Below are 23,379 nucleotides of genomic sequence, written 5' to 3' on the forward strand. Positions count from 1 at the left end.
AGTCGGCCCTTTCACTACAAATAGGCTCGTCTCCCCGGTCGTCGGGCAGAACGGGTGGCCTTCCCCACGGCTGCCCTGCAAACGCAAGGAAGCGCAATGGCAACTGGTACCGTGAAGTGGTTCAACGACGCGAAGGGCTTCGGCTTCATCACCCAGGACGGCGGCGGCGAGGACGTGTTCTGCCACCACACCGCCATCAACATGGATGGTTTCCGCACCCTGGCCGAGGGCCAGAAGGTGGAGTTCGAGGTCACCAAGGGCCCCAAGGGCCTCCAGGCGCAGAACGTTCGCGCGACCTGATTCGCGTCCTCAGCCATTCCCCACGGACTGGTTGAAGCCAAGGAGGCCCGGACCCGCGGTGGGGTTCCGGGCCTCTGCCTCTTCCGGGCCTGGAGCCGCGCGCGGCCTACTTCTTCAGGGTCTGCTCGAAGTGGGCGATGACGCGCTCGTACTGGCGCTCGGTGACGACCGGATCCGGCACCATGTGCGTGAGGCCGGACAGGGGCAGCAGTTGGTGCGGCTTGCCCGCGCGGAACAGGGCGTCCGACAGCTTCAGCGTGTGGAAGAAGTAGACGTTGTCGTCCGCGGTGCCGTGGATGAGCAGCAGCGCGCCAATGGGGCTGTCCTTCTTCGCATACGTCAGCAGGCTGCTGACCTCGTAGGCCTGGGGGCTCTCCTCGGGGAGGCCCAGGTAGCGCTCGGTGTAGTGCGTGTCGTAGTCGCGCCAGTCCACCACCGGGGCGCCGGACACGGCGGACCTGAAGAAGTCCGGGCGCTTCAGCGCGGCCAGCGCGGCCATGTAGCCGCCGAAGCTCCAGCCGGTGATGCCCACGCGGCCGAGGTCCATCTCCGGCACCTCCTTCGCCAGGGCCTGCACCGCCTCGATCTGATCATCCAGGGTGACGGTGGCGAAGTCGTGCTTCACCGCGCGGTTCCACGCCGAGGTGCGCAGCGGCGTGCCGCGCCCGTCCACCTTCACCACCAGGAAGCCGTGGTCCGCGAACCACTGGCTGAGCAGGTGCGCGGCCATGGACTGGTGCACCACCGTGACGGTGGGGCCCGCGTAGACCTCCACGATGACGGGCAGCTTGGTGCCGGGCTTGAAGTCGCGCGGCTTCACCAGCGAGGTCCAGAACTTCTTCGGGCCCACCTGGCGCACCTCGAAGTTCGGCGTGAAGGACGGCTCCTGCGCCACCTCGGGCAGCTCGCCCAGCTTCGTGCCGTCGCCCTTGAGCACCACCGTGCGCGGCATGCTCCTGGGGCCCTGCGTGTTGAGGACGATGAGGCCGCCGTTCTTGGACACGAGCCCGGTCTCCACGGCCGGGCCGGAGGTGCCCGTGGCCACCTGCTCCGGAGCGCCGCCGGCCTTCACGCGCCACAGGTGGCTCTCGGTGGGGTTGGGGCCACCGGTGAAGAAGAGCGTCCGGTCCGCCTGGACGAAGCGGGCGAGGTGGCGGAAGCCCGCGTCCGGCTTCACCACGGAGCGGTCCAGCGCCCCGCTCGCCTTGCGCAGCTCCACCTCCGGGCCACCGTTGCGCTCGGTGTACCAGAGGAAGCCGGAGCCGTCCTCCAGCCACAGCGGGAAGTCCTGGGCCAGCTCCACCCAGGCGTCGTCCTTCTCCGTGAGGAGGACGCGCGTCTTGCCCGTGGCGGGGTCCACCGCGAGCACCTGCTCCTCTGTCTGGAGGCGGTTCTGCACCACGAGGGTGAGCGGCCCGCCCTTGTCCCACTTCACCGTGGCCAGGTAGGGGTACTTCGCCGCGTCCCACTGCGCCCACACCGTCTTGCCGCCCGCGGCGGGGGTGATGCCCAGGCGCACCTTCGCGTTGGCCTTGCCAGGGCGCGGGTACGGGAAGACCTCCCCGCCCTTCTCCGGGTGCATCACGTCTACGATGGTGAGCTTCTCCACGTCGGACGTGTCGGACTCCGTGTACGCGAGGGACTTCGAGTCCGGGCTCCACCAGTAGCCGGAGAAGCGGCTCATCTCCTCCTGCGCGACGAACTCCGCCAGGCCGTGCGTCTTCTGCGCGGTGCCGCCCTGCGTGACGCGCTTCTCCTGGTTGTGGGCCAGGTCCACCCGGTAGACGTCGTTGTCACGGACGTACGCCACCTGCTTGCCGTCCGGCGACAGGCGCGGGTCGATGACGCCGGGGCCCGTCTTCAGCTCCGTGGACCTCCCCGTCGCGCGGTCCACCACGTAGAGGCGGCCGGAGAGGGGCACCAGCAGCTGGGCGCCGTCCTCGGAGAGGCTGTAGGAGGTGAAGCCCCGGGCGCTCACGCGCATGCGCTCGCGGCGGGCCTTCTCCTCGGGGGACAGGGTCTCCTCGGCGCCCTTGAGCAGGGCCTCCGGGGTGAGCAGCTCACGCGCCTGGCCGCCGGCCACGTCGAACGCGTAGAGCATCTGCACGTTGGACGTGGGGGACGTGCGCAGGAACAGGACGGACTTCTCGTCCGGGGTGATGCGCGTGCCCACCGGGCGCCCGCTCTGGAAGCGGCGCGTCTCGGCGTACTGGCGCAGGAAGGTGTCCGGCTGCTTTTGCGAAGGGGCCATGGCGGAGGGTTTGCGCTCCTGGGCGATGGAGGGGGCGCTGCTCATGAGGAGCAGCGCGGCGGCGGTGAGGGCCTGACGCATGCGTAGCTGAATCCCCGCGCGAAGCGGGGCTCCTTTCGCGAGAAGGTGCGGGCAAGCCTACACTCCGGCCGCCGCGCGGCCCTCCCAACGCCCCGCCTCGAAGAGGATTCCCACCCGCATGAACCCGAACGACGACGACGCCCTGCGCCACCTGCGGCTCGCGGGCGTGGTGCGGCTGGGCCTGGGCGGAGGCCGGGGGCCGACGGACGCCTACGTGTTCGACCCGCATCGGCTCGCACTGCCCGCGTGGGCGTGCGCCCTGGGCGACGCGGGGCCCCCCGCCCTGCTCGTCACGCTGGACCGGCACCTGGACCTCGTCGTGCCGGAGCACCCCGCGGACATGCCGGACCGCTCCGCCGGCCTGCGCGCCCTGGACGAGCACGCGCGGTGGCGCCTGGACGTGCGCAACTACGACCACATCCTCGCGGCGATGGAGGCGAACCTCGTGGGCGACGCGCTGGTCATCGCGCGCACCCGCCCCCGGGGCGCCTTCGCCGGCGACGTCTACGTGGACACGCGGGGCCGCGCGCACCGGCTCGTGACGGCGACGACGGTGGACCGCGCGGCGGAGGCGTACCTGCGCCCCGGCCCCACGGACGCGGTGCGCGACGTGCTGGAGGCCGCGCCCGCCGTGCTGCTGGACGTGGACCTGGACTGCTTCACCAGCCTGAGCGACGCGGACCCCACCACCGTGCTGCCGTGGCCGAAGGCCGTCATCCGCGAGTTCCTCCTGCCACCCGACGCGGAGCCCTTCTGGGACGCGGTGCTGGGCAAGGCGGTGGCGCTGACGCTCGCGCGCGAGCCGCACCACTGCGGCGGGCTGCTCGCGTCCGGGGAGCTGTTCCGCGACGTGGCGGAGGTCCTCTTCCGCGAGCTGCTCCGCGTCGAGCCGCCCTGAGCGGAGTCAGGGCGAGTCGAGGAACGTGGGCCGGTACTCCGTCACCTGCCCGCTGCTGAGCGACAGGCGGCTGCCCACCGGCGGGCGGTCGCCGTTGAGCACGTAGCCGAAGTCGATGCGGAACGGGAACACGTTGAACTGCGGGAACAAGAGCCGCAGGCCCACGCCCACCGTGGTCACCAGCTCCGGCCGCTTGTTGAAGGCGCTGCCGGAGTCGAGGAAGAACACGCCGCCCAGGTGCACCGTGTGCACGACGACCGGCGGGGTGCGGTACTCCAGGTTCACCAGGAGCAGCCGCTTGCCGGAGTACGCATCCACGGCCGCGCCGCGCAGGCCGTTGCCGCCGCCCAGGAGGCTCACGCGCTCGGACAGGTCGTCGATGTTCACGTCCAGCAGGCCGCGCGCCACGAAGCGCCCCCCGAGCACGCGCGGCGACACCTGCACCAGCTCCGCGGCCCAGCGGCGGTTCGTCCAGCCCTCCTTCACGCCCGGCTGGCTCGCGCTGAACTGCTGGCGGACGGACGCGGCCGCGGACGCGGTGGTGAGCGCGTCCCCCCAGCGCACCCGGTAGCGCAGGGACAGGCCGCCTTCCACGAAGTGCGCCGCGGACGGGAACACCGGCGGCGCGTAGCGCAGCGTGGCCAGCACCGAGTGCCCCAGCTGGAAGTCCTCCGACAGCGTGTACGAGTCCACGTTGCGGAGGACGTCGTAGCGGGCCTCGAAGGCGCTCAGGGAGAGGTTCGCGTACCCCGCGTCCTCCGCGCGCGGCAGGTAGTTGCGGCGGAGCCAGTCCGCCTGCGCGTCGGTGAGCTGGGACGCCACCGGCGCCGCGTAGGCGTAGTGGTACGCCCCCGCGCCCAGGCCCACGTTCCACTTGTAGCGCTGCCCGTAGGAGCGCGTGTACGTGGCGCCCGCGGCCACCTCGCGCGCGTTGTAGACGTACGGCACGGGGGCGCCGTCCGGGAACGGGAGCTGCCAGATGTCCGCGCCCCGGTACTGCCGCGCGGTCTCCATGTTCCACGCCACGGACGTGCTCAGGCTCCACGGCGTGGCCAGCGAGTACAGCGGCCGGCTGACCACGAGGCTTCCGCGCGAGCCCTCCGCGCGGCCCGTGTCGCGGTTGATGAGCACCGCGGCGGACTCCGTCAGCGACCAGCGGCTGCCGAGCACGCGCTTGTCCGTGTAGCTCTGGCCGAGGCTGTACGTGTCCAGGCGCATGATGAAGTCCAGCGCCACCTTCTTGCCGCGCCCCAGGAAGTTCTGCTCCGTGCCCTGCAACCGCAGGTAGAGCAGGAGCGAGCCCACCGCGGAGAACTCGTTGTTGAGCCGGAGCGACCACAGGTCCTTCGTCACCAGCAGCAGCGCGACCCTGTCCGGGGCGCTGCCCTTCACCGGCACCGCGCGCACGACGGAGAACAGGCCCAGCTTGCGCAGGTTGCGCACCGACTCCGCGACGAGCGCCTCCGAGTACGGCTGCCCCGGCGAGAGCAGCACCTCCTGGCGGACGACCTCGTCGCGGGTGCGGACGTGGAAGAGGTTCAGCAGCGATGGATAGGGATCCATCGGCGCGACCACCTCCTCGGCGGCGACGAGCACCTCCTCCAGCACCTTGCCCTCGGGCGCGGGCTCCACCTGACGCTCGACCTCGCCCAGGCCCCAGGCGATGAGCGCCTCCTCGTAGTTCTTCGTGCGCTCGGCGTCCGCGGTGGCCTCGGGCGCCTGCGTGCCCTCCGGGACCTGCTCCGCGCGCGGCGGCGCCGCGACCTCCGTGCTCGACACGCCCGACGGCTCGACGTCCGGCGAGCGCACGGGCGCGTCCGAGGACACGACGTCCCGGGGCTTGCCCGCGCCTTCAGGCTCGGGCGGCCGGGGCGTATCGGAAGGTGTCGCCTGTCCCGACGGCGTGCCCGTCGCGGTGAGCACGGTGAGCAGCAGGACGGGCAGTGAGAGCAGCACACGCGCATCCTGTCATGCGCCGCGCCTGCCGCCAGCCCCGCTCACGTCAGCGCCGTGCGCAGGTCTCCTGGCCGCGCCATGGGCAGCCTCTCCCGAACTTACACCCGACGCCGCCGCTCGTAGAAGTACAAACGCTGCAGGCCTCACAGCAGCCACGGCAACCATTAAAGCAGACAACAGATGCATCACAGCGCCCAACTGCCACACACGCATTACAGGCAAGGGCCATTCACCGTTTCAAATCCAAACCACCCTGCCGATTCGCACAAAAGACAGCTCTCACTGGCCAAACAATTCCTGAAGCACGCTCTCAAGGGCCTCCGCCTCAACCGCTCCAAAACTAGCGCGAATCAGGTCCTCTCCTACAGACCACCTACGAAGACGCCCCATGATCCTGGTACGCCTCAGCTTTAGTGACCCACCCCCTCCGTCCGCATCAACAACGTCAGCGACCCGGTGAGCCAAAACCCTGTCAACTCCACCAAGCGCGCGATGGCACAGCAACTGCCCCATTGACGAAACGCCCTCTCGCACAAATACAGGCAACTGCTTCAGCACTCCCCCGAACCCTCGGTCCACTTGGCCCTCTAACGCCGCATCACACAAGGCCAACGCCCCCCAAAATTGAGAGACAATACTCAATTTTCTAGAAAAGAAGGCCCCGACGGCCATCCGATTATTCGCATCCCTTGAACTCAAGTTAAATTCGCGCTCAACAACATCAAGCGTTTCTCCTCTTCTCCACGCAACCACACCCGCAAGCACAGACTCAAGCGACACCTTCTCCAGCAACCCTGAATACCAACTACGTCCCTGACCGTCCGCCAACGCATCATACACAATCTGATCTGCCCATTGAAACACCTCCCCCTCCTGATCCATTCCACGATATTCACGCAAAGCAGCCAGAAAAACTTTCAGAACAGACAATGGCATTCCAGTGCGCACAAAAACACTAGCAAGCACGGAGTCCCCACCCAATTCCCGCCTCAACTGAAGACTAAGCGCAGAAAGCGACTGAACGAATTGCAGCACCGCCTCTACTTGAACTTGGCTTACCGATGGCATTCCCATCAACTCTCGTTCCAGGTATGCCTGCGGCTCCTCATCAGCAACCGCTGCCGCCCCTGCATACCCAAGCACTACCTGAGCCTCTCCAAAGCTCAACCCATCTAATTCTTCCATCCATCCAACGCGCCCCACCTGCGCATTATCCGCCCTAACCATCAACCCTGCCAGACCAAGATGCTTAACAGCTGAATCCTGATGCCTAAAGAACCATTTTCGCGCGCTATCAAGAGACCCATCCCGGACGTACCCACTATTCTCGACTGCCAACAAGCAAACGCCATCAGACACATATCCAGCGCGTCCGGCACGCCCAAGCATGTTCATCACTTCACTCTGAGGCAATTCTCTCATCTCATTAAAACGATCATCGAATCGAGACGTATACGACACAACAGACAAATCGAACGGCAGATTCACTCCCTGCGCCAGGGTCGGCGTGGCAACGACCGCCGAGATCAATCCATCCCGAACCCACTTCTCGGCAATATGCTGTTCCAACGGTGAAAGCCCCGCATGGTGAGGCAAAACACCTCTAGTCGCTCCACCCAAGACAGCTGAATTCCGCCCCAATTCGACTTTCATTCGACCAACATCACCGGGAGGCAATTTGACAACTTTTCTGATAAATTTCGCAATCCGGTCAGCCTGAGCCTCTGTCGAGCGCCGGTCCCTAACAAAGAGAACCGTGCGAAGCCCTCCGCGCGCCGCGCATCGAGCAACATGAACAGCATTCCTTAGGGCATTGGGGCGCGAGCGATACTTCGCCGTTCGCAAATCAAGCCCAACATCGAGCCGAGTAACATCGTCTTCGCCTTGGACCCCTGGTGGATACAAGGCTACACCAACACGCCTATACGAACCATAGGGAAAACTCTCTACAACACCATAGGTACGTCTGGTGGGACGAACATCTGAAATCAACCTATTGAACTCCCCCCCAAGCTTCTCAATCACCATCTCAAGAGATGACTGCGCCTCAAGGAAGGCCGTCATCAGAACCAAACGGCACCCATCAACCTGACGCGCCTTCTGCAGCACAAACTCAGCAACGGGCCCCCTAGAGGTTTCTAACAACAACTGAGCCTCATCAAACACCACTAAACCAACCCCCCTCAGCGCAGAGGGATTCACTCTCAGCAACGCAGCCAGCTTTTCCGGCGTAGTGACCGACACATGCCTCTCAGAAAAATCAACATCCTGAAAAAGAGGATCAAAGTCTTCTGTTGTCGGCAGTTCCTCGATCACAACCTCAAGCGAATCAAAAGCACGCTGCAGGTCACGCTTGACTTGCCTCACAAGCGCTCTCGTCGGCAGGATCCACACTACTTGGCGTTGATTGGCGAGAACTAACGCTGTTCGAAGTTCACCAACAATCGTCTTTCCCGAACCTGTCGGGAGAACAACCACGAGGTCCTTCTCGTTTCGCAACCATACATCAAATCCCTCCCCTACTTGCTCTGGAGTGAACGTGGATACACCTCGAGATTCGAGACGCTTCAAATACTGCATCCAGAAATCATCAACATGTTGAACGCCGCGACTCGCCAACCACGGCTCAACCCCATCCCGCCCAAGAGCTGACAGGACAACATCTCTACGACGATGAACATGCTGAGCCAATCGCGACACGCGTGAGTGCTGCTCATCGGACGGCCATTGCTGCACGCCATTGTCGGGCGAAAACAATAACCGCCACACATTACGATCGACAGTCTCCTCCTCATTGAATCGACCAGCATGCAAAGAAGCCAGAGCGCGATAAAACTGAGCATAACCAGCGCGTGACTGCCTTCGGTCTCTGTCAACCGAAATGCGCTGCAAGAGGCGGAGAACACTCAGAGCTTGGACCCTATACCCACCTGCCAAATAATGAAGGAACGACAAAGTAAAGCGATACCAATCGTCATCTTCCAATGGCGACACAACCTCAACAGGCTGCCCCACTCGCCCTCTCGCAACCAGATAACCCGTTTGCTCTAATCCCATCCCAACAACGTAATGTGCGCCATCCAAATTCGCACTCGGCTCACTCCTAGCAAGCCCCCTGCTCAACATCATTAGACGTAACGACGTATCCAGCGGATCTTTGTAGGGACGGACATCGGCATCCATTGCGCTTCCCAGCGCCCCCACAAAGCATGCGAAGAAGTCATCCAGCAATGAAAGCGATGCCTCCTCGGCATCGACACCGATTCCAAGACCTCTGACGAGTTCCTGCATCCGCGTGGAGTACATTTAGCCCCCTCCCGCCGCCTTCAACATTTTACGTACGGACTTTCGCGTCAACTCAGAAACTTTACTCCACTTAGTCGCCCCAACATACGTGCCGACATGCCGCGCGGGCAGCTTGGTCAACCACCGATATCCATCAAAAACATCAACATCGGCATGTGCATGGTCCGCCACAACAATCACATTATATCCACATCCGGCTATCAACCCGGCCCTAATCTCATCCGCCGGCGACAAGCCCAACTGACTAGACACCTGAGAAAGCGACGCATCGTATCGAACAAATCCAAAAGATTCGACAGACAACCTTCGAAAATCATCAAGCGCCTTTCCCTTTTTCGGCATCCCCCTTTTTCGAAAACCCCCAGACGCCACCAATTGCCTTGGGCTATTTATTGAATTCTTGACGGAATGAATCTCAACATGGGCACGATCCACTCTTGCGCCTCTTTTCAATCGAACAAACACACCATCAGGGCCTTTATCCTCAGGCTGAATGTTTGGCTTCGAGCACGCAAATCTACCTCCGGCGATATTTGCGGCAGATCCAAGGCTTACCCAGAAAGCCAAGTGCTCTGCCAACGCGGCTCTGAACCGCACAGCCTTATCGACGACTCCCTTGACGTCAGCATCAATTGGTCCGAACAGACGAACGTCAAACGGCGAACCGCCATTAACCAACTCAGTTACCTGCTTTATATCTCCGACCTGGCTCACCCAGTACAGGCAAGCAAGCATCTCGGCAATATCAGCAGTCGGCGTTAGTGCTCCTGGGCTAGGGCAACATGACCAGGACTTACAATCATAAACAAGCTGCGCGCCGCCGGAATAAGGGGGTCTTGGCGACACGTGGTTCTTCACCCAGTTCCATGCCCGTGCAGCATCGGCAGCGCCAACGACAATCGTCGGCGCTTGGAGTGACGGGGTTGCGACGGTTCTTGTCTGGGAAGCAGTAGGCATTAGCAAAACTCCGCTCCAGGCTGCATGGTGAATCTCAATGTTTATGCATCTGCAGTCTGGAACCGACAAAAACCTACGTTCAAGGGAGCAATCACCTACAGGTGATCCATCACGTGACGCGCCTGTTCCTTCCATCGAGCGGCGTCACCAGCCGTGACCATAATAATGAGGAAGCCGCTTTTAATTTGAGGCGCTCAACCAACTATAGCGCGGTGCGCAGGTCTCCCGGCCGGGCCATGGGCAGCGGCTCCCCCCGGGCGATGGCCGCCACGATGCGGGCCAGCTGCTCCACCCCGTCCGACAGCGCCGCCGGCCCCGGCTGGAGGATGTACGTGCTCTTGACCTCGTAGAGCTGGTCGTCCAGCACCGCGCGCACGCGGTCCCAGCCCGGCCGGGAGATGATCTTCTCGCGCTTCGCCTTGCGCCCGCACCAGCTGGCGATGACGCCCTCCGGGTCGCGCCTCGCCACCTCCGCGGGGTCGAAGATGCGGCCCTTCGCCCCCTGCGACGCGCGCGACTCCTGGCACACGTCCACCCCGCCCACCACCTCCACCAGCTCCGAGCACCAGCGGATGCCGGAGATGAGCGGCTCGTGCCACTCCTCGAAGAAGATGCGCGGCCGCCTCGGCAGCGACTGCGCCGCGTCCGAGTGACGCTCCAGGTTCTTCTCCAGCTCCAGCGCCAGCGCCTCCGCGGGCTCCGCGCGTCCCACCAGCGCCCCGGTCAGCCGCACCGCCTGTAGGATTTCCGCGAGGGAGCGCTGGTTGAACAGGAACACGGGCACCCCGCGCTTGCACAGCTCCCGGCCGATGTCCGCCTGCAGGTCGCTGAAGCCCAGCACCAGGTCCGGCTTCAGCTCCAGGATGCGCTCGAAGTTCGCGTCCAGGAACGAGCTGACCCTCGGCTTCTTGCGCGCCTCCGGCGGGCGCACCGTGAACCCCGACACGCCGACGACCAGGTCCCCCGCGCCGATGCGGTAGAGCACCTCCGTCGTCTCCTCCGTCAGGCACACCACCCGCCGCGGATGGCGCGGCGCCGACGACAACAGCGCGGACAGCTGGGCATTCATGCGGGAGACCCTACCCCGCCCGCGCCCCCTCCACCGGGGATGACGCGACGCACCACCCACCGGGGACTGTGCGGGAGCGGACGCTGATTTCCGCGTTTTCCAAACCCGCCGGTGGACGCGGCAGCACGGGAGGTGTGGGAGGGCGAGCGCGCGGCGCGGGCCGGAAACTCGGCGCCGGGCGCGGCGAAGATCGCGGCACGTCTCTTGGGCGGTTTTCCCAGGCGGTGCTAGCATCCACCGGGTCCGAAACGACGTATGCCGTTCTTCTCTTCGCCTTGGGGGAACAGATGATCGAAAGCGACGCCCCCCGCAGGGGTGCGCCCGCCGACGTGCCGGATCCCCTGCTCGGGCGGGTCCTCAACGAGCGCTTCCGCATCCTGGAGACGCTTGGCGCCGGAGGCATGGGCCGCGTCTACAAGGCCATGCAGGCGCCCCTGGACCGGCTGGTGGCGCTCAAGGTCCTGAATCCGCAGTACAGCGGCGAGGGCAAGGACCCCGGCTTCCAGAAGCGCTTCTTCCTGGAGGCCAGCGTCACCGCGAAGCTGCGGCATCCGAACACCGTCACCGTCATCGACTACGGCAAGACGGAAGACGGCATCTACTACATCGCCATGGAGTACCTGGAGGGGCTGACGCTGTCGCAGCTGCTCACCCAGGAGGGGCCGCTGCCGTGGGAGCGCGCGCTCGCCATCGGGCAGCAGGTGGCCCGCTCGCTGCGCGAGGCGCACAAGGTCGGCCTCATCCACCGCGACCTCAAGCCCGCCAACGTGATGATCCTCAACCAGGAGTCGGACCACGACGTGGTGAAGGTCCTGGACTTCGGCCTGGTGAAGTCCTTCGCGGGCGACGCCTCCATGAAGGAGGACACCACCCTCACGCAGGCGGGCGTCATCCTGGGCTCGCCGCAGTACATGGCGCCGGAGCAGGCGCGCAACATCGCGGATCCGCGCAGCGACGTGTACAGCCTGGGCGTGGTGCTCTACCAGACGCTGATGGGCCGCCCGCCCTTCCAGGCGGCGCAGAGCATCGACGTCATCGTCAAGCACATCAACGAACCGCCGCCCCCCTTCCACACGATGTGGCCGGACCACGACGTGCCCGCGGAGGTGGAGGCGCTGGTGATGAAGTGCCTGGCCAAGCGCCCCGTGGACCGCTACGCGTCCATGGACGCCGTGCTCCAGGGCATGCGCGCCGCGGCGTCCGCCTCCGGCGTCAGCGGCGTCTTCGCCACGCGCACCGGCCTCAACGCGGTGGGCTCCGGTCCGCACAGCGGCATCCACACCGGCCCCCACCACCTGGGCTCCGGCCCCACGCCCGCGCCCAACACCATGGCGCTGGACATCTCCGTGGACGAGGCCGGCGGCCTCCCGCTGCGGAAGTCCAACAAGGGCCTGGGCATCGCCCTCTTCGGCGCGTCCCTGCTCGTGGGGTTGAGCGTGGCGGGCTTCTTCGTGCTGCGCGGCCTCCAGAAGCCCCCGGTGGAGCCCGCCCCGTCCACGCCCGCGGCGCGCGCCGCGCCGCCGCCCGCGCGCGAGCCCGCCGCCGTCGCGGAAGCGCCCGCCGTGGCGCCGCCCCCGGCCCGCCTCCAGCCCGTCCGCTTCGAGGTGACGAGCGAGCCGCCGGGCGCGGAGGTGCTGGTCGACGGCAAGGTGCGCGGCACCACCCCGATGACGCTCACCCACACCCCGGACGGCCCGGGCCTCGCGGAGGTGGAGGTGTCGTTCGCGTTGGACGGCTTCCAGCCCCTGAGCAAGGTCTTCGCGGGCGAGCCGGGGCAGACCCTCCTCATGAACATCAAGCTGGCGCGCATCAAGAAGCAGGCCCCCAAGCCCGCCCCCAAGGCTCCCGCTTCCCAGTACAAGGACAATCCGTACCAGTGAATCCCCCGACAGCCTTCCGACGTGGGGCGCTCCTCGCGCTGTGTCTCTGCGCGACCGAGGCCCTGGCGGACGCGCGACTCGAAGCGCGCCGCCACTTCCGCAACGGCATGAGCCTCATCGAGCAGAAGCAGTTCGATGAGGGCATCGCCGAGCTGGAAGAGGCCTACAACATCAAGCCGCACCCCAGCGTCCTCTACAACATCGCGCGGGCGTACCAGGACGCGGGCCGGCTGGACGAGGCGCTGGACGCCTACAGGCGCTACCTCGCCTCCAACCCGCCCGACGCCGCCAGCGTGCAGGCCCAGGTCACGCGCCTGGAGGCCACGCAGAAGGCGGCCCAGGCGGAGGCGCCCGCGCCCGGCACCGAGGCCGGCGCGGCGGGCACCACCGGCCTGCCCATGCCCCCGCCGCCGCCCACGAGCATCCAGGCCCAGCAGCAGCTGACCGCGCTCATGGAGCGGCTGGAGAAGGCCGTCGCCCGCGCGGAGTCCATCTCCTCCCAGCCCCAGGCCGCGCAGCAGCCCGCGGCCGCGGCCGGCGTCACCGGCGGCTCCAGCGGCGGCGCCGAGTCCGGCGACACCTCCGGCGACCAGGGCCTGGTGCCCTACGAGGAGCGCGTGGTGACGGCGAGCCGCCGCGCCCAGTCCTCGCTGGAGGCGCCCAACGCCACCACCGTCATCACCGCGGAGGACATCCGCATGTCCGGCGCCACCACGCTGCCGGAGCTGCTGCGCCGCGTGCCCGGCGCGGACGTGATGGCCATGGGCGTGGGCAGCGCCAACGTCAGCCTGCGCGGCTTCAACCAGCGCCTGGCCAACAAGGTGCTGGTGCTGGTGGACGGCCGCACCGAGTACCAGGACTTCCTCGGCCTCACCCTGTGGGCGGGGCTGCCCATCGGCCTGGAGGAGATCGACCGCATCGAGGTCATCCGCGGCCCGGGCAGCGCGCTGTACGGCGCCAACGCGATGCTGGGCGTCATCAACATCATCACCCAGGCCCCCGGCACCGGGCGGCGCGCGCGCTTCGGCGCCATGGCGGGCGGCGGCAACACGGTGCAGGGCTCCTTCGTCAGCCACGGCCAGAACGGCGCCCTGCGCTACCGCGCGTCCGCCGCGTACCGGCAGGAGGACAAGTGGAGCCGCGACTACGAGAGCGGCCGCCCGGACTTCGCCATGGAGGGGCCCGCGGATCCGGACCTGGGGCAGCGCGGGGCCCGCGCCAACCTGTCCACCGTCTACACCTTCGAGGAGGGGCGCTCGATCGGCCTCTCCGGCGGCGTGCACCGCTACCTCACGGAGATCTACCCGCTGGGCCTGCTGCGCAACTACTACATCGACGGCCTGGGCGCGTACGCCAAGGCCGACGTGGAGCTGGGCGCGGTGAAGCTCAAGGCGTTCTGGAACCACCTGTCCGGCGACGCGGGCCCCCAGTACGAGGCCATCGGCCAGCGCTCGCTGGGCATCCAGGTCGCCTCCAACGTCTTCAACGGCGAGGCGCTCTACGCGCGCGGCTTCGAGCTGGCCGGTGAGCACCAGGTGAACATCGGCGTGGAGGGCCGCCTGAAGCGCGTGGCCTTCACCTACCTGGACGACCTGCGCGAGGAGTTCCACGCGGCGGCCTTCGTCCAGGACGACTGGCGCATCGTGCAGCCCCTGCGCGTCATCGTCAGCTACCGCGTGGACCGCCACCCGCTGCTCGACAAGGGCAACCCGGGCCTCGCGCAGTCGCCGCGCCTGTCCGCGGTGTTCCAGCCCCTGGAGGGGCACGCCTTCCGCGCGTCCGTGGCCACCGCCTTCCGCGAGCCCACGTTCCTGGAGAGCTACACGCGGCTGCCCGTGCCCGTGCCGGGCGTCAACGGCGTCAGCCTGCTCACCACCGGCAACCGGACGCTGCGCCCCGAGCGCCTCAACGCGCTGGAGCTGGGCTGGCGCGGGGAGTCCCCGCGCCTGGGCCTGGACTGGGACGTGGCCCTCTACCAGAACACGGTGAAGGACCTCATCGCGCTGTCCCCCGTGCAGCCCCTGCCCGCCGGCGAGTCCTACGACAGCGGCAGCGGCAGCTACCTGCTGGGCCGCTCGATGTTCACCAACGAGGCCGCCATCTACACCGCGCGCGGCGTCGAGGCGGGCATCAACCTGTCCCCCATCGACGGCCTGGGCGTGAAGGCGAGCGCCGCGTACCAGCACGTCAGCTCCGACATGCCGGACGACGGCCAGTGCGGCACGTGCAGCCAGGCGCCGGCCTTCCGGCTCTTCGGCGGCATCACCTACCGCACGCGCACGGACCTGGAGTTCGGCATCGAAGCGGCGTTCACCTCCTCCACCACCTGGGTGGAGCGCGAGCCCTCCGCGTCCGACCCGACGCGCGTGGACCTCACCGCCAACAACCTCCCCGCGTACACCGTCGTCAACGCCCGCGTGGGCTACACCGTGGTGAAGGACGTCGTCTCCGTGGCGCTGCAGGGCAGCCAGCTCGGGGGCAGCCACGCGGAGCATCCCTTCGGCAACCGCATCGAACGGCGCGTGTTCGCCAACGTCACGGTGACCCCATGAAGCGCGCCCTTCCCCTCCTCGCCTTCGCGCTCACGTCGCTCCTGTCCGGCGGCTGTGATGCCCCGGACGTGGTGCCCACCGCGGATGGCCGTCAGCACACGCGCGCCGCCCGCATCGAGGGCAGCCTGGTGGTGCAGTCGCGCGCCCGCGGCAACGCCATCGTGTTCCTCTACGACGCGGCCAACCCGCCGCCGCCCGCAGGCTCCGGCCGCCCGCGGGCCTTCACCGTCGTCACCGCCGCGGAGCTGTTCGGCGCGTCGCTGGGGGACAACTCCACCGGCCCGTTCACCGCGCCGTTCGCGCTGAGCCTCGTGGAGCCCGGCCGCTACATCCTGCGCGGCTTCATCGACGCGGACACCTGCCGGAACACGCCGCAGCCCTGCCACGTGCCCGACTTCAACCCCTGGTACGGCGTCACCTCGGAGCCCAACGCGGGCGACGTGGGCGGCGGCGCGGTGGACCCCGTCAGCAGCGAGACGCGCGTCCTGGAGGTGACCACGGACGCGGACGGCTGGCCCCAGCCGCTCACGGGCGTGTCCGTGTCCTTCGCGGACTCGGCCACCGTGCCCTTCGACCGGCCCGCGTTCCAGACCGCGGACGCGAGCGAGTTCAACACCGCCACCACGGCCACGAAGATGCTGACGCTCACGCCGCTGGCGCTCACCGGCGCGGTGGATCAGCGGCCTCCCGGCTTCTGGGTGCAGCTCGGCGAGAGCAACGGCAGCGACGCGCCGCCGCCCATCGTCTGGCCGCGCGTCATCGTCCGCAAGCTGGCGGACGGCGTGACGGGCTACGTGGACGAGAACGACCTGGACCGCGACGGCGTGGTGGATGAGGAGGGCGTGGACTACGCGCGCGCCAGCGGCGGCAAGGACGGCAAGCCGGACGCGGTGGTGCTGATGGCCGGCCTGGTGTCCGACCCCCTGCTCCCCGCGCCGCAGGACGGGCAGGAGTCCCCCTCTCCGCAGCCCATCCTCGCGCCGAAGCTGGTGGTGGCCATCCGCGCCCAGGCGCTGGACGTGCGCGACCCCGCCGCGCCCGCGCCGCTCGCGGCCGTGCCCCCGGGGCGCTACAGCGTCACCCTGCTCCAGTCCACGGGACAGACCTGGCGACTGCCGAACGAGCTGGACCCGGCGCTCGCCGAGGCCGCCGGGCTGCCTGGCGTGCAGTCCCAGGCCTTCGTCCTGGACGTGCGCTGAGGTCGGTTTCGCCCTCCTGAAATCGGGGCGGAGGGCCCTGGGTTGCTTTGACTTCGCGGGGCCCTTCCGCGACCATGGGTGGAGCCGCTGGAGGCATTCCGCTCCCCCCGAGGTCTTGATTCCGATGAAGGCCGGCCCTCTCTCCGCCCCCGAAACCGCGCCCTCCCGTCTCACGGGAAGCACGCCCACGGTCCGCCCGGCCGGAGGGGGGGCGCAGCGCGTGCTGCTGGTGGACGACAGCCGCTCCATCCGGACGCTGCTGAAGATCTACCTCATGGCCCGCAGCTTCGAGTTCCTGGAGGCCGAGTCCGCCGAGGAGGGCCTGAAGATCGCCGAGGTGGAGCCGGTGGACCTCATCCTCACCGACTTCCACATGGACGGGATGAACGGCGCGGACTTCGCCGGGCAGATCCGCGCCAGCAGCAACGCCAGGCTGTCCAAGGTCCCCATCCTGATGATGACGGGCGACCCGAACGTGGCGGAGGTGCGCGCCCTGGGGCAGAAGGCCGGCATCAGCGCCTTCGTGCGCAAGCCGGTGAGCTGCGCGCAGCTGATGACGCTGGTGGACACCATCCTCCCGCTGCCCCGCGCCGCCGCGAAGTAGCCCGCCTCAGGCCGGGCGCTCCCGCGCGAGCGCCCGCCGCTTGCGCAGCGCCTCGGCCACGCGCACGGCCAGCAGCAGCGCCAGGACGGCCCCGTAGAGCGCCGGCTCCGTGACGTCCTTCTTCACCCGCCAGATGAAGTGCGCCACGCCCAGCACCGCGGCCACGTAGGCCAGCCGGTGCAGGCGCTGCCACGTCGGGAAGCCCAGCCTGCGAACCCACGCGTTGGTGGAGGTGACGGCCAGCGGCACCAGCAGCACGAAGGCGGTGAAGCCCACGGTGATGAAGGGCCGGGTGAAGACGTCCTCCGCCATGGCGCGCACGTCCAGGCCCTGATCCAGCACCGCGTAGGTGAGGAGGTGCGCGGCCGCGTAGGTGAAGGCCAGCAGGCCCAGCGTGCGGCGGATGCGCGCGGGCCACGTCCAGCCCGTCAGCAGCCGCACGGGCGTGCACGCCAGCGACGCCAGCAGCACCGCCAGCGCGAAGAGGCCCGTCTGGTTGAGGGCGAACTCGATGCCGTTGGCCCCCAGCTGCCCCTGCGCCCCCTGCACCGCGAGCTGCAGCAGCGGGGAGAGGCCGCCGACGGCGACGGCGGGGTTCAGCCAGGAGAGCTTGGAGGAGGCCATGGTTCAGAAGTCCCGCTTCAGGTCCATGCCGCGGTAGAGGCCGGCCACCGCGTCCGCGTAGCCGTTGAAGGGCAGCGTGGGCCGGCGCGCCGTCTCACCGATGCGGCGCTCCGTGGCCTGGCTCCAGCGCGGGTGGTCCACCGCCGGGTTGACGTTGGCGTAGAAGCCGTACTCTCGCTTGTTGGCGAGGTTCCACGTCGTGGGCGGCTGCTCGCGCGTGAGCGTGATGCGGACAATGGACTTGATGCCCTTGAAGCCGTACTTCCACGGCACCACCAGCCGCAGCGGGGCGCCGTTCTGCGCGGGCAGCTGCTTGCCGTACAGGCCGGTGGCCAGCAGCGTCAGCGGGTGCTGGGCCTCGTCCAGCCGCAGGCCCTCCACATAGGGCCAGTCCAGCACCGGGCTCTTCTGGCCGGGCATCTGCTCCGGGTCCGACAGCGTGGTGAAGGCCACGTACCTCGCGAAGGACGTGGGCCGCACGCGGTCCAGCAGCCGGCCCAGGGGCAGGCCCAGCCACGGAATCACCATGGACCAGGCCTCCACGCAGCGCATCCGGTAGACGCGCTCCTCCAGCGGGAAGGCGGAGATGAGCTGATCCACGTCCACCGTCCACGGCTTGTGGACCTCCCCGTCGACGACCACGGTCCACGGCCGCGTCCTCAGCAGGTGCGCGCGGCGGGCCGGGTCGTTCTTGTCCAGGCCGAACTCGTAGAAGTTGTTGTAGGTGGTGATGTCCTCGTAGGGGGTGCGCGGCTCACGCGTGTCGAAGAGGCCCTGGGCGGGCACCACCGGCTGGTCCACCGCGCCCGCGTCCGGCACGAAGCCGTCCATGGGGCGCGTGCGCTTCATGCCCAGGAGGTACAGGCCGCCTCCCACCGCGGCGGCGGTCCCCGCGAACAGGCCCGCGTTCTTGATGAACTCGCGGCGGCGCAGGTAGAGCTGCTCGGGCGTGACTTCGGAGCCGGGGGGCTCGGGAGGAAGCGTGTCGCGCATGGCTCCCTCTATAACGCCCGAGCCCTCCGCCCGGTTACCGCCGGGCGTCCTTCACCCGCCACAGCCGCCACCAGGGCGTGCCGGGGGAGTCGTGGTGCTCCCAGTGGTAGCCGAAGAAGAAGCACGACAGCAGGGCCCACGGGTGGTTGCGCGGCAGGGTGCGCGCATGGTGCGGCGCCATCCCCTCCACGTCCGGGCGGCGGTGCGGCAGGTAGGTGCCGAAGTAGAACAGCTGCACGGTGGCCAGCGCCGACGGCAGCACCCAGAAGGCCAGGATGCGCGCCTGGGGCACGCCCAGCCAGAGCAGCGCGTTGAACTTCAGCGCCATCACCGCGAGCTGCGGCCACGTCGTGTAGCGCACCATGAAGGCCCCGAACCACGGCCAGAACGACTGGCCCCGGGCCGCGAAGTCCGGGTCGTGGTCGCCGGTGGGGTCCGCGTGGTGCGCGCGGTGGTTCCGCACCAGCCGGCGGTAGGACAGCCCCGCGAAGAGGAAGCAGGCCAGCGCGCCCACCGCCGCGTTCACCCGACGGTTCAGGGACACGGTGCCGTGCATGGCGTCATGCCCGGTGATGAAGAGGCCGGTGGACAGCCACGCCTGGAGGACGACGTGCAGCCAGGGGCGCGGTGAGCCCCACGCCAGGGCCGGGCCCGCCAGCATCCACGCCAGGTGCCCGCCCCACGCGCCCCCCACCGCGAGCGCGAGCACGACACCCCACGGGTCGGGTGGCGGCGGACGGGTGGAGGGCTCGGGCACCATGGCTCCCTGACGGGCCAGGCCCCGCCCCCGGGCGCACGGGAGGGCGTGCGGGCGGGACGGGGCTCGGCCGGGGTGTTACTTCGCCGCGGGCGTCGCGGCCGGGGCGCCGAAGTCCCTCACCAGCGAGTCGGCGGTGACGTAGCGCGGCTCGATGTCCACCGGCACGTTCTTCAGCCGCTCCAGCACCTTCTGCACGGACGGGCGCACCACGCCCTGCTTCGCGAGCAGCGCCTCCGCGGCGGCGCGGTCGCCCCGGGCCTGGAGCGACATGAGCTGGTTCGTCAGCGACGTGACGGCGGCCTGCATCTTGTCCGGCACCACCTCGAAGGTGCCGTCCGCGTTCACCTTCACCGCGCCGGCGTCCAGGAAGTGGTTGAGCTGGAGCGCGATGCCCTTGCCGTGCGCCTCGTCGATGCCGAAGCGGATGGAGCGGAACGCCGACGCGAGGAACGTCGTGTACATGGTCCGCTGGAGCTGCTTGTCCAGCGTGCCCTTGTCCACCAGCCGCTGGAGCGCCCACAGGCCGGAGATGTCCGCCTTGGCCTCCTCGATGGCGCTGGAGGACGCCTGCAGCGCCTGACGCACCGTGGTCTGCTTCCCGGCCACGGTGACGTTGTGGGGCCCCAGGCCGTGCATCAGCTCGTGCATGAGGATGTGCGTGAAGAAGGCGTCGAAGGACACGTCCTTGCGGTCCTTCGCGGGCAGCGCCACCTTCGCGATGGGCACCAGCACCCGCTGGAACTTGGCCTCCTGGATGTTCTTCAGCATCACGCGCTTGGTGCCCTTCTCCGCCGCCACGCGCTCGTCGTTGGGCAGGTTGTAGGCCGCCGTCTGCACGCCCCGGTTGCCGTCGCCGGACGAGTAGAGGCTGTTGATGACGCGGATGGGGGCCAGCGCGCCCAGCTTCGGGTTGCGCAGGGCGGGCTCGATCGGGAGGTTGTTCTCCAGCTCCTGGAGCTCCGCGCTGAACTTCGCCAGCTTCTGCGTCTCCGCGTCGTCGCGCAGGCCGATGAAGGCCTCGAACGCGGCCTTGTAGTTGAACCAGCCGTCCTCGTAGACCTCGTAGGGCCCGATGGTGGGCTCCACGCTCGCGTCCAGCTCCATCCACGCGACCTCGCTCGCGTAGTAGTCGTTGGACAGGAACGCCTCCGCGCGCGTCTCCAGGAAGCGCTTGAGCGTGGGCTGCTGGGTGAGCGCCGCGGCCTCGCGCAAGAGCTGCGCGGCCATGCCCAGCTCGCCCTGGTACTCCACGCTGTAGGGGACGGTCATGAACTTGCCATCCGGCCCCTTGCGCAGCGTGGTGAAGAAGCCCGTGGCCGCGTGCTGCTGCGCCTCCGGGAGGCTCTTCACCCACGCCTCCACCTCCGCCTTGGTGGCGCCGGCGGGGTAGAAGTTGCCCTCGTCCGGCTTGGGCGGCACGCCGGGGATGAACGGCCGGGCCTCATCCAGGCGGGACCAGGGGCCCTTGTTGAGGAGGAACGCGTGCAGCCGCTCCTTGCCCAGGGGCGTGGTGTCCTCCACCAGGTCCAGCAGCAGCGTCGGGTTGCCCGCCCACGCCTGGCCCAGGAAGAGGGGGTCCATGATCCTCGCGGCCTGGAGGACCTTGGCCAGGGCGCGCTTCTCCGCGTCCGGCAGCTTGGACACGTCCACCTTGACGTCCACGGGGGCGAAGCGCGCCGTCATCCGCTTCAGCGTCGCGGCGTCGGGCAGGCGGGCGGGGGCTTCCTGGGCGGAGGCGGCGCCCGACAGGAGCAGCGCGCCGAGCAGGGGCAGCAGGGTTCTGGACTTGGGCATGCCCCCTTCCCTACCCCAACCCGCCCCTGTCTCCCAGCGGCGGGTGTAGGTGGATTGCCTCTTCTCGACAAGCCGGCGGGCATGGTTATGGGGAAGGGCATTGGCGCGTCAGCCGGCGCCCGGAGGCCTTCATGTCCGCAGAGACCCATCCCCAGCGGGAAACCCATTCATTCCAGGCGGAGATCCAGCAGCTCCTGAGCCTGGTCATCAACTCGCTCTACAGCCACCAGGAGATCTTCCTCCGGGAGCTGGTGTCCAACGCCTCCGACGCGCTGGACCGGCTGCGCTTCCGCGCCATCACGGAGCCGGAGCTGCTCAAGGACGAGCCCGCCCTGGAGCTGCGCATCGTCCCGGACGCCGACAAGGGCACCCTCACCATCGAGGACACCGGCATCGGCATGACGCACGACGAGCTGGTGAAGAACCTGGGCACCATCGCGCACTCGGGGTCGCGCGAGTTCCTCCAGGCGCTGGCGCAGAAGGGCCAGAAGGACGTGCAGCTCATCGGCCAGTTCGGCGTGGGCTTCTACAGCGCGTACCTCGTGGCGGACCGGGTGGAGGTGGTGAGCCGCGCCGCCGGCGCGACGGAGGCGTGGAAGTGGGCGTCGGAGGCGCACGGCACCTTCACGGTGGAGCCCGCGGAGAAGGCCACGCGCGGCACCGCCATCACGCTGCACCTGAAGGCGGACCAGAAGGAGTTCCTGGACGAGTGGAAGCTGCGCCAGCTCATCACCCAGTACTCGGACTACGTGGGCCACCCCATCAAGCTCCAGGTGACCAAGCACGTGGGCAGCGGGGACACCCAGGCCACGGAGACCGCGCTGGAGGTGGTGAACAAGGCCAGCGCCCTCTGGCAGCGCGCGAAGAGCGAGATCTCGGACGAGCAGTACCAGGAGTTCTACAAGCACCTGACGCACGACTTCGACAAGCCGCTGGCGTGGACGCACTTCAAGGCGGACGGCACGCAGCAGTTCACCGGCCTGCTCTTCGTGCCCAAGCACCCGCCGTTCGACCTGAACTCGCAGCAGCAGCGCGGCGTGCGGCTGTTCGTGAGGCGCGTGTTCATCATGGACCGCTGCGAGGACCTGGTGCCGCAGTGGCTGCGCTTCGTGCGCGGCGTCATCGACTCGGACGACCTGCCGCTCAACGTGTCGCGTGAGATGTTGCAGGACTCGGCGGTGGTGCGCGCCATCCGCAAGCACGTGGTGAAGAAGTCGCTGGACCTCCTGGAGAAGCTGGCCAAGGACAGGCCGGACGACTACCGCGCGTTCTGGGAGGCCTTCGGCACGGTGCTGAAGGAGGGCCTCACGCTGGAGACGGAGTACCGCGAGAAGCTGGGCGCGCTGGTGCGCTACGAGTCCTCGCGCGAGGAGGGGCTCACGTCGCTCGCGGACTACGTGGGCCGCATGAAGGAGGGCCAGGAGGCCATCTATTACGTCTACGGCGAGAGCCGGAAGGCGGTGGCGGACAGCCCGCACCTGGAGGCGCTGAAGCAGCGCGGCTACGAGGTGCTCTTCATGACGGACCCGGTGGACGAGTGGGCCGCGCAGGGCCTGCGCGAGTTCCAGGGCAAGCCGCTGGTCTCCGCGCTGAACGCGGACCTGAAGCTCCAGTCCACGGAGGAGGAGAAGAAGGCGAAGGAGCAGGTGTCCGAGGAGCTCAAGGGCCTGACGGACAAGATGAAGGACGTGCTGAAGGAGGACGTGCGCGAGGTGCGCGTGTCGGACCGCCTCACGGACTCGCCGGTGTGCCTGGTGGTGTCGGAGGGCGGCACGCCGGCCTACCTGGAGCGCCTGCTCAAGGAGCGCGGCAAGGGGCTGCCGCGCATCAAGCGCATCCTGGAGGTCAACCCCAGGCACCCGGTCATCGAGCACCTGCGCGGGCTCCTCGCGCGCGACCCGGCCGCGCCGCAGGTGGGCGAGTGGATCGAGCTGCTCCACGACCAGGCGCTGCTCACCGAGGGCAGCCCGCTGAGCGACCCGAACCGCTTCGCCCGGCGCATGACGGCGCTGCTCACGCAGGTGGCCGCGAGCGCGGGGACGTCCACGAACAACGGCGTCCCGGCCGCCGCCCAGGTGCCGCCGCCCGCCGCGACGACGGCGACGCAGCCCCAGACGCAGTCCAGCTGAGCCTCACGGGGCGGGGCCGCGCGCCC

General features: G+C 68.2%; 16 protein-coding genes. 7 read left to right on the forward strand and 9 right to left on the reverse strand.

The window, feature by feature from the left end; translation table 11 throughout:
• The first annotated feature begins 96 nt into the window (after nt 1-96).
• The gene (locus U8525_RS07220) at nt 97-300 is read left to right on the forward strand and encodes a cold-shock protein (protein WP_374262898.1); all 204 of its coding nucleotides are present in this window, start codon (nt 97-99) and stop codon (nt 298-300) included.
• 106 nt (nt 301-406) lie between these two features.
• Here U8525_RS07220 and U8525_RS07225 read toward each other — a convergent pair whose 3' ends face one another.
• Complete coding sequence (locus tag U8525_RS07225) at nt 407-2,632, reverse strand: alpha/beta fold hydrolase (protein ID WP_374262901.1); 2,226 nt, start codon at nt 2,630-2,632, stop codon at nt 407-409.
• Between the two features lie 118 nt (nt 2,633-2,750).
• Between U8525_RS07225 and U8525_RS07230 the strand changes: the two genes are divergently transcribed.
• Entirely contained in the window at nt 2,751-3,530 is a 780-nt protein-coding gene (locus U8525_RS07230; RefSeq protein ID WP_374262903.1) for a hypothetical protein, read from the forward strand.
• Nucleotides 3,531-3,536: 6 nt separating this feature from the next.
• Here U8525_RS07230 and U8525_RS07235 read toward each other — a convergent pair whose 3' ends face one another.
• The 4 genes from U8525_RS07235 to U8525_RS07250 all read right to left on the reverse strand — a co-directional run bounded on the left by U8525_RS07235 (nt 3,537) and on the right by U8525_RS07250 (nt 10,818).
• Nucleotides 3,537-5,486 carry a BamA/TamA family outer membrane protein gene (locus tag U8525_RS07235; protein WP_374262906.1) on the reverse strand — a complete coding sequence of 650 codons (1,950 nt, stop codon included), beginning with the start codon at nt 5,484-5,486 and terminating at the stop codon, nt 3,537-3,539.
• 279 nt (nt 5,487-5,765) lie between these two features.
• Nucleotides 5,766-8,792: a DEAD/DEAH box helicase gene (locus U8525_RS07240; protein ID WP_374262909.1), complete on the reverse strand. Its 3,027-nt coding sequence runs from the start codon at nt 8,790-8,792 to the stop codon at nt 5,766-5,768.
• A complete protein-coding gene (locus U8525_RS07245; protein WP_374262911.1) occupies nt 8,793-9,650 on the reverse strand; it encodes a hypothetical protein in 858 nt (285 codons plus the stop codon).
• Between the two features lie 301 nt (nt 9,651-9,951).
• Complete coding sequence (locus U8525_RS07250) at nt 9,952-10,818, reverse strand: cobalamin-binding protein (protein WP_374262914.1); 867 nt, start codon at nt 10,816-10,818, stop codon at nt 9,952-9,954.
• Nucleotides 10,819-11,105: 287 nt separating this feature from the next.
• On the opposite strand from U8525_RS07250, the gene U8525_RS07255 reads away from it, so the two are divergent.
• The 4 genes from U8525_RS07255 to U8525_RS07270 all read left to right on the forward strand — a co-directional run bounded on the left by U8525_RS07255 (nt 11,106) and on the right by U8525_RS07270 (nt 17,053).
• A complete protein-coding gene (locus tag U8525_RS07255; protein WP_374262916.1) occupies nt 11,106-12,698 on the forward strand; it encodes a serine/threonine-protein kinase in 1,593 nt (530 codons plus the stop codon).
• Nucleotides 12,695-15,250, forward strand: coding sequence for a TonB-dependent receptor domain-containing protein (locus U8525_RS07260; protein WP_374262918.1), 2,556 nt, complete (start codon nt 12,695-12,697; stop codon nt 15,248-15,250). The genes U8525_RS07255 and U8525_RS07260 overlap by 4 nt, the downstream gene beginning before the upstream one ends.
• Nucleotides 15,247-16,449 carry a hypothetical protein gene (locus tag U8525_RS07265; RefSeq protein ID WP_374262920.1) on the forward strand — a complete coding sequence of 401 codons (1,203 nt, stop codon included), beginning with the start codon at nt 15,247-15,249 and terminating at the stop codon, nt 16,447-16,449. Before U8525_RS07260 ends, U8525_RS07265 begins: the two co-directional genes overlap by 4 nt.
• Before the next feature lie 220 nt (nt 16,450-16,669).
• Nucleotides 16,670-17,053, forward strand: a complete 384-nt coding sequence (locus tag U8525_RS07270) for a response regulator (protein WP_374262922.1) — start codon at nt 16,670-16,672, stop codon at nt 17,051-17,053.
• Nucleotides 17,054-17,059: 6 nt separating this feature from the next.
• Here the strand turns inward: U8525_RS07270 and U8525_RS07275 are convergent, their stop codons facing one another.
• The 4 genes from U8525_RS07275 to U8525_RS07290 form a co-directional block, all read right to left on the reverse strand.
• Nucleotides 17,060-17,677: a sulfite oxidase heme-binding subunit YedZ gene (locus U8525_RS07275; protein WP_374262925.1), complete on the reverse strand. Its 618-nt coding sequence runs from the start codon at nt 17,675-17,677 to the stop codon at nt 17,060-17,062.
• 3 nt (nt 17,678-17,680) lie between these two features.
• The gene (msrP, locus tag U8525_RS07280) at nt 17,681-18,670 is read right to left on the reverse strand and encodes a protein-methionine-sulfoxide reductase catalytic subunit MsrP (protein WP_374262927.1); all 990 of its coding nucleotides are present in this window, start codon (nt 18,668-18,670) and stop codon (nt 17,681-17,683) included.
• Nucleotides 18,671-18,704: 34 nt separating this feature from the next.
• Nucleotides 18,705-19,430 (reverse strand): fatty acid desaturase, encoded by a 726-nt coding sequence (locus tag U8525_RS07285; RefSeq protein ID WP_374262929.1) that lies wholly within the window; start codon nt 19,428-19,430, stop codon nt 18,705-18,707.
• 75 nt (nt 19,431-19,505) lie between these two features.
• Nucleotides 19,506-21,224 (reverse strand): hypothetical protein, encoded by a 1,719-nt coding sequence (locus tag U8525_RS07290; RefSeq protein WP_374262931.1) that lies wholly within the window; start codon nt 21,222-21,224, stop codon nt 19,506-19,508.
• Between the two features lie 131 nt (nt 21,225-21,355).
• Between U8525_RS07290 and htpG the strand changes: the two genes are divergently transcribed.
• A complete protein-coding gene (gene htpG / locus U8525_RS07295; protein WP_374262934.1) occupies nt 21,356-23,353 on the forward strand; it encodes a molecular chaperone HtpG in 1,998 nt (665 codons plus the stop codon).
• Nucleotides 23,354-23,379: the final 26 nt, after the last annotated feature.

Origin of the sequence: Corallococcus sp. RDP092CA (assembly GCF_041903675.1) — a bacterium.
Taxonomy (GTDB): Bacteria; Myxococcota; Myxococcia; order Myxococcales; family Myxococcaceae; genus Corallococcus.

Bases quoted from the DNA above. Each gene is read 5' to 3' on its own strand.
- U8525_RS07250 (WP_374262914.1), bottom strand. From the start codon at position 10,818: ATGAATGCCCAGCTGTCCGCGCTGTTGTCGTCGGCGCCGCGCCATCCG.
- U8525_RS07240 (WP_374262909.1), bottom strand. From the start codon at position 8,792: ATGTACTCCACGCGGATGCAGGAACTCGTCAGAGGTCTTGGAATCGGT.
- U8525_RS07285 (WP_374262929.1), bottom strand. From the start codon at position 19,430: ATGGTGCCCGAGCCCTCCACCCGTCCGCCGCCACCCGACCCGTGGGGT.
- U8525_RS07255 (WP_374262916.1), top strand. From the start codon at position 11,106: ATGATCGAAAGCGACGCCCCCCGCAGGGGTGCGCCCGCCGACGTGCCG.
- msrP (WP_374262927.1), bottom strand. From the start codon at position 18,670: ATGCGCGACACGCTTCCTCCCGAGCCCCCCGGCTCCGAAGTCACGCCC.
- htpG (WP_374262934.1), top strand. From the start codon at position 21,356: ATGTCCGCAGAGACCCATCCCCAGCGGGAAACCCATTCATTCCAGGCG.
- U8525_RS07265 (WP_374262920.1), top strand. From the start codon at position 15,247: ATGAAGCGCGCCCTTCCCCTCCTCGCCTTCGCGCTCACGTCGCTCCTG.
- U8525_RS07290 (WP_374262931.1), bottom strand. From the start codon at position 21,224: ATGCCCAAGTCCAGAACCCTGCTGCCCCTGCTCGGCGCGCTGCTCCTG.
- U8525_RS07275 (WP_374262925.1), bottom strand. From the start codon at position 17,677: ATGGCCTCCTCCAAGCTCTCCTGGCTGAACCCCGCCGTCGCCGTCGGC.
- U8525_RS07230 (WP_374262903.1), top strand. From the start codon at position 2,751: ATGAACCCGAACGACGACGACGCCCTGCGCCACCTGCGGCTCGCGGGC.
- U8525_RS07225 (WP_374262901.1), bottom strand. From the start codon at position 2,632: ATGCGTCAGGCCCTCACCGCCGCCGCGCTGCTCCTCATGAGCAGCGCC.
- U8525_RS07220 (WP_374262898.1), top strand. From the start codon at position 97: ATGGCAACTGGTACCGTGAAGTGGTTCAACGACGCGAAGGGCTTCGGC.